We start from the raw sequence: 13551 nt of genomic DNA, 5'->3' as shown, positions 1-13551 counted from the left end.
GCGGTGGCTTACACCACGCCTGCACCGTGGGCCTGCTGGTCGGCCCAGTAGCTGGAGCGGACCATGGGGCCGCAGGCGGCGTTCTTGAAGCCCATCTTGAGCGCTTCGGTCTCGAACATCTTGAAGGTGTCGGGATGGACGTAGCGCAGCACCGGCAGGTGGCCGCCGGAGGGCTGGAGGTACTGGCCGATGGTGAGCATGTCCACGTTGTGGGCGCGCATGTCGCGCATCACTTCGAGGATCTCGTCGTCGGTTTCGCCGAGGCCGACCATCAGGCCGGACTTGGTGCTCACATCGGGGTGGCGGGCCTTGAACTGCTTGAGGAGCTCCAGCGAGTAGGCGTAATCCGCACCCGGGCGGGCCTGCTTGTAGAGGCGCGGCACGGTCTCGAGGTTGTGGTTCATTACGTCCGGCGGGGCCTGGTCGAAGATGTCGAGGGCGATCTCCATGCGGCCGCGGAAATCCGGCACGAGCACTTCGATGCTGGTCTTGGGGCTGGCCTCGCGGGTGGAGCGGATGCACTCGACGAAGTGCTGGGCGCCGCCGTCGCGCAGGTCGTCGCGGTCCACGCTGGTGATCACCACGTAGTTGAGGCGCATCGCGGCGATGGTCTTGGCGAGATCGGCCGGCTCGTTGGCGTTGAGGGGCTCGGGGCGGCCGTGGCCCACGTCGCAGAAGGGGCAGCGGCGGGTGCAGATGTCGCCCATGATCATGAAGGTGGCCGTGCCCTTGCCGAAGCATTCGTGGATGTTCGGGCAGGAGGCTTCCTCGCACACGGTGTGGAGCTTGTGCTCGCGCAGGGTGTCCTTGATCTCGTTGAAGCGCTCGACTTCGGCACCGGCGCCGAGCTTGATGCGGATCCACTCCGGCTTCTTGAGGCGTTCGGCCGGGACGATCTTGATCGGGATGCGGGCGGTCTTTTCGGCGCCGCGCTGTTTGCGGCTCTCGGATTCCATGGGGGCTGCGTCCTTTGGTCAGGCAGTGGGGGCGGTATCGGGAAAGTGCCGCCGCAGATGGCCGAGCAGCCGCTCGGCGACGGTGTCGGGCGCTTCGGTGACGCCGAAGTCTTTGAGTTGTATGGTCTTGAGCCCACTATAGCCGCAGGGATTGATCCAGGTAAATGGTGTCAAGTCCATATCGACGTTGAGGGACAGGCCGTGGTAGGAGCAGCCGTTCTTCACGCGCAGGCCCAGCGCGGCGATCTTGGCGCCGTCGATGTAGACACCCGGCGCGCCGTCCTTGCGGCGGGCGTCGAGGCCGTAGTCGGCGATGCAGTCGATGATGGCCTGTTCGAGCAGATTGACCATCTCGCGCACCTTGAGCTGGCGGCGGTGCAGGTCGAGGAGCAGGTAGCCGACCACCTGGCCGGGGCCGTGGTAGGTGATCTGGCCGCCCCGGTCGATCTTGACGAGCGGAATCTCGGTGGCGTGGATCAGGTGCTCGGGCTTGCCGGCCTGGCCGAGGGTGTAGACCGGCGGGTGCTGCACCAGCCACAGCTCGTCGGGGGTGGCGTCGTCGCGGGTGGCGGTGAATTCCTGCATCGCCCGCCAGGTGGGCTCGTAGGGGGCGAGGCCGAGGCGGCGGACGATCACAGGACGACCTTCACCATCGGGTGGGACGACAGCTCGCGGTACAGGTTGTCGAGCTGCAGCTGCGAGGTGGCGTTGAGGGTGCAGGTGATCGCCAGGTAGTTGCCCTTGGACGAGGGGCGCATCTGCATCGAGCCGGGCTCGAAATCGGGGGCGTGGCGGAGCACGACCTCCAGCACCGTCTGGGCGAAGTGATCGACCCGCGCGCCCATGATCTTGATCGGGAACTCGCAGGGAAACTCGAGCAGGGTCTGGCGTTCTTCAGTCATGGCCTGGATAAGGAGGCGTGAAAGGGAGGCGTGAGGGGCGTTGAAGCGGCATCCGCGGACACCGGATGATCTCAAGATGGGTGCGAGGGGCGGAAAGTTCAAGGCCGGGATGAATCCCGGCCTTGTTCAGCGCTGGCTCAGAGGTTCTTGAACCACAGGCGGATGGCGTCCCACATGCGGCCGAACCAGCCGGCCTGGGGCACTTCGTCGAGGGCGACGATGGGGTAGTCGCCGATCGGCTTGCCGTCGAGGGACAGCTGCAGGGTGCCCACCGGCTGGCCCTTGGCCAGCGGCGCCATCAGCGGCTGCTGGCTGATCACGTTGGCCTTGAGCTTGGCGCCGTCGCCCTTGGGCAGGGACAGCACGAAGTCGTTCAGGAAGCCGGCCTTGACGGTGTTCTCGCTGCCCTTCCAGACGCGGAACTCATTGACCGCCTGGTTGGCGCCGTACACCTTCACGGTGTCGTAGGCTAGGTAGCCCCAGTTGAGGAGCTTCTGGCTTTCCTGGGCGCGCACGCTGTCGCTGGTGGTGCCGACGACCACCGACAGCAGACGGCGGTCGTTGCGCTTGGCCGAGGCGATCAGGCAGTAGCCGGCGCTGTCGGTGTGGCCGGTCTTGACGCCGTCGACGGTCGGATCAATGAACAGCAGGCGGTTGCGGTTGGGCTGCTTGATCTTGTTGTAGGCGTATTCCTTGATCGAGTAGATCGGGTAGAACTCGGGGAAGTCGCGGATGATCGCGGCGGCCAGGATCGACAGGTCGCGCACGGTGGTGAGGTGCGACGGATGCGGCAGGCCGGTGGAATTTTCGAAGTGGGTGTTCTTCATGCCCAGGCGCGCGGCTTCCTTGTTCATCAGCTGGGCGAAGGCTTCTTCGGAGCCGGCGATGGCTTCGGCCAGCGCCACGCAGGCGTCGTTGCCCGACTGGATGATCATGCCGTGGATCAGTTCATCCACCGTCACCGGCTTGAGGGGCTCGATGAACATCTTGGAGCCGGGCACCTTCCAGGCCTTCTCGGAGACCGGGATGGTCTGGTCGAGGGCCAGGGTCTTGTTCTTGATCGCCGCAAAGGTGAGGTAGGCGGTCATCAGCTTGGTGAGCGACGCCGGCTCGATGCGCTGGTCGGGCTTCTCGGTGGTGAGGATCTGGCCGGAGCCCACGTCGAGCAGCAGCCACGCCTTGGCGGCCACCGGGGGCGGTGTCAACTGGGCGAAGGCGAGGGTCGGAAGGACCAGCAGGAGCAGGATGATGCGTTGCAGCATGGCGAGGGGCAAAAGCGGAAAAGGTGCGATTATAGACGCGCCGTTAGTCACGTTTGCCGCGGAATTTTCGGTTTCGGCGGGAACTCCCGGTAGACTGTCCGGTCTTGAATGTTGCGATGCACACTGTTCATCTGGTCCTCTTTCGCCTGCTTTCCTTTGCCCTGGCTGGCCTCGTGCTGGCATGGGCGGGTGCGGCCACGGCTTCGGAAGCCTTCGATTCGGCGTCCGAGCTGGTGGAACAGATCAGCGAGCAGGGCAATCCCACCTTCACCCAGGATCCCGGGGTGGATGAGCCGCTCGACTGCCCCGCCTTCGTCAGCGGTTTCACGCTGGTCTCCCCTGCGCTTGTCGAAAGCCGCCCGGTGGCGCCTCCGCCACCCTTCCGCTCGCTCCTTCCCCGCCCCACGTCGCCGCCGCCCAGGCGAGCCTGAGTTCTGTCTGTCTGCTCCGGAAGGAGCCGGCGGCCTCTGGCCGTGCCCTTCCGCGTCCTCCGTGAATCGATACCAGCGGCTTGTTCAAGCGCTGAAGGATCAAAATGTTCTCCAAGTCCGTTCTGGCCGTTGCCCTTGTGGCGACGGCAGTTCCGGCCCTGTCGGCGCCTGCCGGCCGGGCCCCTGCGGCTGCGCCCGCGCCTGCCCGGGCGCCGGCGCCACCGGTGGCGCCAGCCGCCTCGACCCCGGTCTATTCCCTGCCTGCCCTGCGTGAGCTGGCGCGGGCCGGCCACCCGTCCCTCGCTGCCGCCCAGGCGCTGGTGGAAGCCGGCAGCGCCCAGGTGACCACCGCCGCGGCCTATCCCAACCCTGATGTGGAATTCCTCGCCGGCCGAACCCAGGCCCGGGTGCCCGGGGTGACCGGCGGCAGCGCCCAGACGCTGACCATTCAGCAGCGCATCGACAACCCGTGGCAGCGCGAGGCGCGCATTGCCGCTGCCGGCCACGGGCTGGAGGCCCGTCAGGCCGAGCGCCGCGGATTTGAGAACGACCTGCTGGCGCGCCTCGACCAGCGCTTCTTCGAGGTGCTCCGGCGCATCGCCGAGCTGCGCGCCGCCCGCGAGGATCTCCAGCTCGCCGAGCAGATCCGCAGCAAGGTGGCGGTGCGCGTCGATACCGGCGAATCGCCCCGCTACGAGCTCATCAAGGCTGACACCGAGCTGCTCAACGCCCAGAAGTCGGCCGAGAGTGCCAACCTGCGCGTGGCCCAGGCCAGGGCGGCACTGCGGGCGCTGGTCGGCCCCGGGTTGCCGGCGGACTTCCAGCTCGACGGTTCCCTGTCGGGGGCGGTGAGCGTGTCGCCCCTCGACCAGCTGCGTGCCGAAGTGCTGGCCCGCAACCCCGAGCTGCTGCGCAACCAGGCCGAAGTGCGCCGCGCCGAGCGCCAGCTGGAGCTCGAACGCCTGCGCCGCCAGCCCGAGGTGGCCCTGAAGGTGGCCGAGGATCGCGACCACGAGCTGCGCGACACCCGCCTCGGCGTGGTGGTGTCGGTGCCGATCTGGGATCGTCGCCAGGGCCCGGTGGCCGAGGCCGGTGCGCTGCTCAACCGCAGCCGAAGCGAGCTGGCCGCCCAGGAGCTGGCGCTGATCCAGGCTCTGGAGGGCGCTTACCGTCAGTACGAGATCAACCGCAACCAGGTGAGCGCGCTGGAAAACGGCATTCTGCGCGAAGCCGAGGCGGCCCTGAAGGTGGCCGAGGCTGCCTACCGCTTCGGCGAGCGGGGCATTCTCGATTACCTGGATGCCCAGCGCGTCTTCCGTGCCGCCCGCAACGAACTCATCGCCGCCCGCTACGAACTGCAGCTGGCCGTCATCGACATCGAGCGCCTGCGCGCTGCTCCCTGAACCGGACCGTTCCCATGAAACCCCACGCTTCCCTTCAATCCTTTGCCCTGGCCGTGATGACGGCCGCGCTGCTCGGCCTGCCGCTGGCGGGCTGCAAGGATGCAGCCTCGCCCGCCGGCAAGAACGCCGGCAAGGCCGCTGCCCCCGCCACATCCGCCCTCACCGAAGGCGCGCCCGAAGACCCCGCCGCCCCGGCCGACCCGCTGCTGGTGGCCGTCCCGGCCAACTTCGGCGCCGAGATCCGGGTGGCGCCGGTGGGCTCGGCGGCCCTTTCCGACACCCTGCGGGTGGCCGGCAAGGTGGATTTTGACGAACGCCGGGTGAGCCGCATCGGCGCCACCGTGACCGGCCGGGTGATCGAGATCGATGCCCAGCTTGGCCAGCAGGTGAAGGTGGGCGACCCCCTGGCGGTGATCAACAGCACCGAGCTGGGCCAGGCCCAGCTGGACTACCTGAAGGCCCGTGCCCAGGCCGACCTGCAGTCGCGCAGCGTCGAGCGGGCGCGCCAGCTGTTTGCCGCCGACGTGATCGGCCGGGCCGAACTGCAGCGACGCGAGAGCGAGCTGTCGATTGCCTCGGCTGAACTGCGCGGCGCGGCCGACCAGCTGCGGGTGCTCGGCATGTCGTCGGCGGCGATCAGCCGGCTTGGCGGTAACGGGGCGATCAACTCCGTGACGCCGGTGGTGTCGACCATGGCCGGCACGGTGGTCGAGCGCAAGGTGGCCCAGGGCCAGGTGGTGCAGCCCTCCGACGCGCTGTTCATGGTGGCGGATCTTTCGCAGGTGTGGGTGACCGCCGAGGTGCCCGAGCAGCAGGCCGCGCTGGTCAAGGCCGGTCAGGCGGTGGAGATCGAGGTGCCGGCCCTCGGCGCACGGCTCACCGGCAAGCTGATCTTCGTGGCCGACACGGTCAATCCCGAAACCCGCACGGTCACGGTGCGCAGCGCCGTGGATAACGCCAGCCGCCAGCTCAAGCCGGCGATGCTCGCCACCATGCTGATCCAGGCCGCCCCCGCCCAGACCCTGGTGGTGCCGGCTCAGTCGGTGGTGCGCGAGGGTGACGCCGACAACGTGTTCGTCGAGGTCGGCCCCAATCGTTTCCGCCTCACGCCGGTGCGTCTGGGGCCGGACGCTGACGGGCGCCGGCCGGTGTTGTCGGGCCTCAAGCCCGATCAGCGCATCCTGGTGGCCGGGGCCTTCCATCTGAACAACGAACGCAAGCGGAAGGAACTGGAATGATCGAGTCCCTCGTCCGCGCCGCCCTCCAGCAGCGTCTGGTGGTGGTGGTGGTGGCGGTGATCCTCCTCGCCTTCGGCCTCAACGCCGCGCGCAAGCTGTCGGTGGATGCCTTTCCCGATGTGACCAACGTGCAGGTGCAGATCGCCACCGAAGCCAAGGGCCGCTCGCCCGAGGAGGTGGAGCGCTTCGTCACCGTGCCGCTGGAAATCTCCATGACCGGCCTGCCCGGGCTGGAGGAGATGCGCTCCCTGAACAAGCCGGGGCTGTCGCTGATCACCCTCGTCTTCACCGACGCCACCGACGTTTACTTTGCCCGCCAGCTGGTGATGGAGCGCCTGCTCGAAGTGGGCGCGCGGATGCCGGAAGGCGTGGTGCCGGTGCTCGGGCCGGTGTCCACCGGCCTGGGCGAGGTGTACCAGTACACCCTCGACCACCCCGACGACGGCGACCGGGAGCTCACCGAGAAGGAGCTCACCGAGCGGCGCATCGTTCAGGACTGGGTGGTGCGCCCGCTGCTGCGCTCGATCCCCGGCGTGGCGGAAATCAACTCCCAGGGCGGCTACGCGCGGCAGTACCAGGTGCTGGTCAATCCCGACCGGCTGCGCCACTACAAGCTGACGGTGCGCGAGGTCTATGAGGCGGTGGCGCGCAACAACGCCAACTCCGGCGGCGGCGTGCTGCCCCAGTACGCCGAGCAGTACCTGATCCGCGGCGTGGGCCTGGTGAAGAGCCTGTCCGACATCGGCGCCATCGTGCTGAAGGAGGTCGGCGGCACGCCGGTGTACGTGCGTGACGTGGCGGAGGTCACCTTCGGCCACGAGGTGCGCCAGGGCGCGGTGGTGAAGAACGGCGTCACCGAATCGGTGGGCGGCGTGGTGATGATGCTGCGCGGCGGCAACGCCAAGGAGGTGGTGAGCCGGATCAAGGCCCGGGTGGCCGAGATCAACGACAAGAACATGCTCCCCGACGGGCTGAAGATCGTGCCTTACTACGACCGCTCCGAACTGGTGGATGCGGCCCTGTGGACGGTGAGCAAGGTGCTCATCGAGGGCATCTTCCTGGTCGTGGTGGTGCTGTTCCTGTTCCTGGGCGACGTGCGCTCGAGCCTGATCGTGGTGGCGACGCTGGTGCTCACGCCGCTCGTCACCTTCATGGTGATGAACCGCTATCACATCTCGGCCAACCTGATGTCCCTGGGCGGCCTCGCCATCGCCATCGGCCTGATGGTGGATGGCTCGGTGGTGGTTGTGGAGAACGCCTTCGGGCGCCTCGGCCATGCCGGCAAGGGCGAGAGCAAGGTGCGGATCATCTTCGACGCGGTGAAGGAAGTGGCGACGCCGGTGATCTTCGGCGTGGGCATCATCATTCTGGTGTTCTTGCCGCTGATGACCCTGCAGGGCATGGAAGGCAAGATGTTCGCGCCGCTGGCCTACACCATCGCCATCGCGCTGGCGGTGTCGCTGTTCCTGTCGCTCACCCTCACGCCGGTGCTGTCGTCCTACCTGCTCAAGGGCGGTGCCGAGCACGACACCTGGCTCATCGCCAAGCTCAAGGCGCCGTATCTGGCGATGCTCCACTGGGCTGTGGCCAACAGCCGCAAGACGGTGGTGGGCGGTGTGGTGCTGCTGGTGGCGACGCTGGCGATGTTCCCGCTGCTGGGCACCGCCTTCATCCCCGAGATGAAGGAAGGCTCGGTGGTGCCGGGCATCAACCGGGTGCCCAACATCTCGCTGGACGAGTCCATCAAGATGGAAATGCAGGCCATGAAGCTGGTGATGGAGGTGCCGGGCGTCAAGTCGGCGATCTCCGGCGTCGGCCGGGGCGAATCGCCCGCCGACCCCCAGGGCCAGAACGAGTCGACCCCCATCGTGAGCCTCAAGCCCCGCGACGAGTGGCCGGCCGGGTGGACCCAGGACACCATCGCCGAGGCCATGCGCGAGAAGCTCAAGGTGCTGCCCGGCGCCCAGGTGGTGATGGCCCAGCCGATCTCCGACCGGGTGGACGAGATGGTCACCGGGGTGCGCTCCGACGTGGCGATCAAGGTCTTCGGCGACGACCTCGACCTGCTCAAGAAGAAGGCTGAGGAGATCGCCCGGGTGGCCGGCGGCATCCAGGGCGCCACCGACATCCGCGTCGAGCGGGTGAGCGGCCAGCAGTACCTCTCCATCGAGATCGACCGCGCCGCCATCGCCCGCCACGGGCTCAACGTGTCGGACGTGAACGACGTGATCGAGGCGGCCATCGGCGGCAAGCAGGCCACCGAGATCTACGAGGGCGAGCGGCGCTTTGCGGCGGTGGTGCGCCTGCCGGAGAACTTCCGCGACAAGGTCGAGAAGATCGGCAACATCCTGGTGAGCGCCCCGGGCGGCGTGCAGGTGGCGCTGGAAAACCTGGCGACCATCCGCGTGGCCGACGGCCCGGCGCAGATCTCCCGCGAGCTGGCCAAGCGCCGGGTGGTGGTGGCGATCAACGTGAAAGACCGCGACCTGGGCGGCTTCGTGGCCGAGCTGCAGAAGACCGTCGGCGCCCAGGTGGAGCTGAAGGAAGGCTACTACCTCGAGTGGGGCGGCCAGTTCCAGAACCTGGAGCGGGCGATGGGCCACCTGACCATCATCATCCCGGTGACGGTGGGGGCAATCTTCTTCCTGCTGTTCCTGCTGTTCCGGTCGCTCCGGCTTGCCAGCCTGATCATCCTGGTGCTGCCGTTTGCCAGTGTGGGCGGGGTGATCGGGCTGCTGATCACCGGCGAATACCTGTCGGTGCCGGCCTCGGTGGGCTTCATCGCCCTGTGGGGCATCGCGGTGCTCAACGGGGTGGTGCTGGTGAGCTACATCCGCAGCCTGCGGGGCGAGGGCACGCCGCTCGCCGAGGCGGTGATCAAGGGCGCGACCCTGCGCTTCCGGCCGGTGATGATGACAGCCACCGTGGCGCTGCTGGCGCTGGTGCCCTTCCTGTTCGCCACCGGGCCGGGCTCGGAGGTGCAGCGGCCGCTGGCGATCGTGGTGATCGGCGGGCTGATCACCTCGACCCTGCTGACCCTGGTGGTGCTGCCGACCCTCTACAAGTGGTTCGACGACACCCCCTACGAGGCTTGATCCCCCGGCAATTGAAAACCCCTGTGTGACGCAGCCCCCGGCCGGATGGCCGGGGGAATGAATGCAGAACCGCACGGTTCTGTCTGGAAAAGACCGGGCTGCCCGGCGACGTTTTGAGAAGGACATGCAATGAAGGAGATTCGCGCCGTCATCCGCCCCCAGAAGCTGCCCCGCCTGCGCGAGGTGCTGCGGGGGCTTCCCGGTTTTCCGGGGATGACCATCAGCAAGGCGGTGGGCTGTGGCGCCACCGTGCGTCACGCGCCGAGCAACATCCGCGAGGAGCTCACCGATTTCACCGACAAGGTGCGCATCGAGATCGTCGCCCCCGACGAGATCGCCGACGAACTGGTGGAGTGCATCGTCCAGGTGGCCAGCACCGGCCAGACGGGCGACGGGCTGGTGTGGGTGACCGACATCCAGCGCGCGGTGTTCATCCGCAAGACGGTGGGCGCAGGCTGAGGGTCGCCGGGGTCAGAGTTCGACCGAGAAGGACAGCCAGCCCATCGCCGCCACCGGATTGACCGGTGAGCCCAGGTGGGCTGGCAGACATTGCTCGGAGCGGTCGGTGATTTCCTGGTGGCGGCCGCCCAGGTTCATGCCGTTGATGGACACCTCGGCCCTGCGGCCGTCGAGGCGGAAGGCCCGGGCGATGCGCAGGTCGCCGGTGGTGTAGGCCCGCGAGGTGTAGTCGCAGCCCGGCACGTAGCCGTAGCCGCCGGCCAGCGGCCCCATCCGCAGCAGGCTGGCGGTGCTGCTCCAGCCGTTGCCGTAATCCTGCAGCCAGGTGAGGCTGGCGGTGTATGGCGCGGTGCGCTTGGCGACTTCCGGGTCATCGGTGTGACGGTCGATCAGCGTGTGGCTGAACAGCACCTCGGTGCCGGCCCGGGGTTTGGTCCGCAGCTGGTATTCGATGCCGCGCAGCAGCACCGGTGAGGAGAGATTCACGAACTGGGAGCTGGGCAGCGGCAGCACCGCGCCGCCGGAGGGCACGATGCGGCGGATCACGAAATCGCTGATCCGCTCGCTGAAGATGCGCACATCGAGAGTCGCATCGAGGGTGTGAAAGCGCCCGAGGTAGCCGATCTCGACGGTGTCGACCCGCGGCACCTTCAGGTTGGGGTTGGCCTGGTAGGGCCAGGCGAGGAGCAGGCCGGGCGTGGCGGGGTCGTAGGCGCGCACGTCGCCGTGGAGCTCGAACAGGTTGCGCTGCTGCCAGGCGCGGGCATAGCCGGCGCGGAAGGTGTCGCTGGCGGTGGCATGCCAGTTCACGAAGGCGCGGGGGATGAACTGCGGTGCAACGGCGCCGTTCTTCTCGAGCAGCCCGCCCAGGTTGAGCTGCCATTCGGGCGTCAGGCGCCAGTCGAGGTTCGAGAAGGCCCGGTACAGGTCCATTGGCTCGGGCCGCCCGCCGGCGAACAGGAAGGGTGCCCGGGTTTCGTCGCGGCGGCCTTCCAGGCCCCACACCATGCGCGCCTTGCTGCCAAGGGCGAAGCGGTGCTGCAGCTCGATGTTGGTGCGGTCGCTGGAGCGGTTGCGGTCGAGGGGCACCGCCGGATAGCTCGGCGGCGCGGCGGCCAGCCAGCGGTCGATGCTGCGCTCGCGGTTGCGGTAGAAGCTGAGCAGCCATTCCTCGTCTTCCGAGACGACGCGCCGCCAGGCGAGGTGGACCGTGCTGCCCTCGCTGCCGGTGCTGCGCTCGCCGTTGTTGCCGAACACCGAATCCGGATAGCCCTGGTCGCGGTTCATCTGGTTGTAGCCGGCGCGCAGGGTGAGCTCGTTCTGGGCGTCCAGGCGGAAGTCGCTGCGCAGGCTGAAGGTGCGGCTGACGTGGCTGTCCCGCAGGCTGCCGAAGCCCTGGTCGCGGTTCTGGGCGACGGACAGGCGCAGCCCGTGGCCGTCGCTGCTGCCCGTCCAGCTGGCGTGGAAGTCGGCGATGCCGTGGGAACCCAGGTTGGTCTGGGCCGAGGCGCCCTGATCCTGATGGCTGTGGCGGGTGATGATGTTGATCACGCCCAGGAAGGCGTTGGCGCCGTAGGCGTTGGAGTTGGTGCCCCGGACGACCTCGATGCGCTCGATCTCCTGGATCGTGAGCGGCAGGGCCGACCAGTCGACGCCGCCGAAGGCGCTGGGCGCATACACCGAGCGGCCGTCGATCAATACCTGGATTTCGGTGGGGTAGTCGCTGCCCAGGCCGTGGTAGGTGACCCACTGGGCGTGGCCGCGTTCCTGGCCGATCTGCATGCCGGGCACCAGACGCAGCAGGCGGGCGACGTCGCGGTAGCCGGTGGCGCGGATGAAATCCCGATCGAGGATGGTCACCGCCCCCGGGGCCTCGTTGAGGGCCTGGGGGAGGCGCGAGGCCGACAGGACGGTCGGCAGTTCCTCGAAGAACGGGGATTCCCCGCCTTCACGGTCGGCCGACTGGCTGGCGAAGGCGCTCAGCGCAGGCAAGGCCGCCACGATCGCGGCGAGCAGAATCCGACGTGACGGCGGCAAGGACATCGGGTGTTGTTGTTATTGATCCGGACGGGACGATGACCCGATTCCGGAAATTCCACGGTGCCCGGATTATAAACAGCCCTCCCGGGGCGGGCTGCTGAATCTTGTCACGTGGCGGAGGCGGTGCCGTCCGCCCGCCGCCCGCCCCGTGATGCCGCTCAGTCCATCCGCAGCGGCACGAAGATCCGGCTGTTGCCCCGCTGGACGAGCAGGGCAAAACGGCTGCCGGCGGATTCGATGAGCTTGCGGAAGTGGTCGATGCTGGTGATCGGCTGGTTGTTCACCCCGACGATGGCATCACCGGGCTGCAGGCCGGCCTTGGCCGACGGGCCGTTCACCGATTCGACCACCACTCCGCCGGGCACGCCGAGGCGCGCGGCTTCCTGCGCGGTCAGGGCCCGGCCGGTGACGCCCAGCTTGCCGCTGGCCGACGGATTCTTCTTGTCCGGCGAGCCCATCGCGGCAACCTTCTCGCCGGCCTGTTCGCCGAGGGTGACGTTCACCTCGCGGGCCTTGCGGTCGCGCCACACCGACAGGCGGACGACGGTGCCCGGCTTCTGCTCGCCGATGATGCGCGGCAGGTCGGCCGAGTTATCCACCTTCTGGCCATTCACCCCGAGCACCACGTCGCCGGGCTGCAGGCCGGCCTTCTCGGCCGGCGAGCTCGGCTCCACGCTCGAGACCAGCGCGCCGCCTGGCTTGTCGAGGCCGAAGTTCTGGGCGAGATCGGCGTCGAGCCCCTGGATCGCCACGCCCAGCCGGCCGCGCGACACCTTGCCGTATTTCTGGAGCTGATCCTTCACCTTCATGGCCACGTCGATGGGGATCGCGAAGGAGATGCCCATGAAGCCGCCGGAGCGGGAGTAGATCTGCGAGTTGATGCCGATGACCTCGCCCGCCAGGTTGAACAGCGGGCCGCCGGAGTTGCCCGGGTTGATCGCCACGTCGGTCTGCAGGAAGGGCACGTAGTTCTCGTCGGGCAGGCGGCGCGCCTTGGCGCTGATGATGCCGGCCGTCACGGTGTTCTCGAAGCCGAAGGGCGAGCCCATCGCCACCACCCACTCGCCCACCTTGGCGCGCTCGGCGTCGCCGGTGCGCACGGCGGGCAGGCCGGTGGCGTCGATCTTGAGGAGCGCCACGTCGGTGCGCTTGTCCACGCCCACCACCTTGGCCTTGAACTCGCGCTTGTCGGTGAGGCGCACCGTAACCTCGGTGGCGCCATCGACCACGTGGGCGTTGGTCAGCACGAAGCCGTCGGCACTCACGATGAAGCCCGAGCCGACGCCCTGCTGGATCTGCTCCGGCGCCCGGCCGCCACCACCACCCGGCATGCCCGGCACCGGCACGCCGAAGCGGCGCAGGAAGTCGTAGAACGGATCACCGGCGAAGGGGTCTTCGCCGCTGGCGCCACCGTTGCCGCGGGTCAGGCGCTGGGTGGTGCTGATGTTCACCACCGCCGGCCCGACCTGCTCGACCAGCGCCGAAAAATCCGGCAGGCCATGGCGTCCAGCTGGCACCTGGGCCGGCTGGACGGCCGGCGCGGTGGCCGGGGCGGCACCGTTGGCGGCGTGGGAGGGGGAGATCGCGCCGCCCTCCTGCAGGCAGCCGGCGAGCGCCAGCGCGATGGCGGAGGTGACGAGGGCGGATCGGACGACGGCAGGTTTCATGCAGGGCTCCTGTTTTTTCACGGGACGGTGGACGTTGGCCGTGGTGTGCTGTTCCCGATACAAACAAACGCTTACAAACCGGGGGTGACGCTGGGCGT

Annotated in this window: 11 protein-coding genes; 5 read left to right on the top strand and 6 right to left on the bottom strand. The window is 68.2% G+C overall.

Annotated elements, in window-relative coordinates; all coding sequences use genetic code 11:
* Positions 1-8: 8 nt before the first annotated feature.
* The 4 genes from lipA to GH681_RS17500 form a co-directional block, all read right to left on the bottom strand.
* Positions 9-956: a lipoyl synthase gene (lipA, locus tag GH681_RS17515; protein WP_153162828.1), complete on the bottom strand. Its 948-nt coding sequence runs from the start codon at positions 954-956 to the stop codon at positions 9-11.
* Positions 957-974: 18 nt separating this feature from the next.
* Complete coding sequence (gene lipB / locus GH681_RS17510; RefSeq protein WP_153162827.1) at positions 975-1592, bottom strand: lipoyl(octanoyl) transferase LipB; 618 nt, start codon at positions 1590-1592, stop codon at positions 975-977.
* Positions 1589-1858 carry a YbeD family protein gene (locus tag GH681_RS17505; RefSeq protein ID WP_153162826.1) on the bottom strand — a complete coding sequence of 90 codons (270 nt, stop codon included), beginning with the start codon at positions 1856-1858 and terminating at the stop codon, positions 1589-1591. The genes lipB and GH681_RS17505 overlap by 4 nt, the downstream gene beginning before the upstream one ends.
* A gap of 137 nt (positions 1859-1995) precedes the next feature.
* Complete coding sequence (locus GH681_RS17500) at positions 1996-3120, bottom strand: D-alanyl-D-alanine carboxypeptidase family protein (protein ID WP_153162825.1); 1125 nt, start codon at positions 3118-3120, stop codon at positions 1996-1998.
* A 116-nt stretch (positions 3121-3236) separates the two neighbouring features.
* On the opposite strand from GH681_RS17500, the gene GH681_RS17495 reads away from it, so the two are divergent.
* From GH681_RS17495 to GH681_RS17475, 5 genes are all read left to right on the top strand, one after another.
* Positions 3237-3551 carry a hypothetical protein gene (locus GH681_RS17495; protein WP_153162824.1) on the top strand — a complete coding sequence of 105 codons (315 nt, stop codon included), beginning with the start codon at positions 3237-3239 and terminating at the stop codon, positions 3549-3551.
* A 104-nt stretch (positions 3552-3655) separates the two neighbouring features.
* Complete coding sequence (locus GH681_RS17490; RefSeq protein ID WP_153162823.1) at positions 3656-4954, top strand: TolC family protein; 1299 nt, start codon at positions 3656-3658, stop codon at positions 4952-4954.
* 14 nt (positions 4955-4968) lie between these two features.
* Positions 4969-6192: an efflux RND transporter periplasmic adaptor subunit gene (locus GH681_RS17485; protein WP_228111959.1), complete on the top strand. Its 1224-nt coding sequence runs from the start codon at positions 4969-4971 to the stop codon at positions 6190-6192.
* On the top strand, positions 6189-9287 hold the full coding sequence (locus GH681_RS17480; RefSeq protein WP_153162822.1) for an efflux RND transporter permease subunit: 3099 nt from the start codon (positions 6189-6191) through the stop codon (positions 9285-9287). The genes GH681_RS17485 and GH681_RS17480 overlap by 4 nt, the downstream gene beginning before the upstream one ends.
* Before the next feature lie 129 nt (positions 9288-9416).
* Entirely contained in the window at positions 9417-9746 is a 330-nt protein-coding gene (locus tag GH681_RS17475; RefSeq protein ID WP_153162821.1) for a P-II family nitrogen regulator, read from the top strand.
* Between the two features lie 12 nt (positions 9747-9758).
* Here the strand turns inward: GH681_RS17475 and GH681_RS17470 are convergent, their stop codons facing one another.
* Both GH681_RS17470 and GH681_RS17465 read right to left on the bottom strand, forming a co-directional pair.
* Complete coding sequence (locus GH681_RS17470) at positions 9759-11789, bottom strand: TonB-dependent siderophore receptor (RefSeq protein ID WP_153162820.1); 2031 nt, start codon at positions 11787-11789, stop codon at positions 9759-9761.
* A 155-nt stretch (positions 11790-11944) separates the two neighbouring features.
* Entirely contained in the window at positions 11945-13453 is a 1509-nt protein-coding gene (locus GH681_RS17465) for a DegQ family serine endoprotease (RefSeq protein WP_153162819.1), read from the bottom strand.
* Positions 13454-13551: the final 98 nt, after the last annotated feature.

Source organism: Zoogloea sp. 1C4 (genome assembly GCF_009469605.1).
Classification (GTDB): domain Bacteria; phylum Pseudomonadota; class Gammaproteobacteria; order Burkholderiales; family Rhodocyclaceae; genus Zoogloea; species Zoogloea oryzae.
Note: the sequence above shows the minus strand (reverse complement) of the source record. Positions and strands in the feature narration are given on the sequence as shown.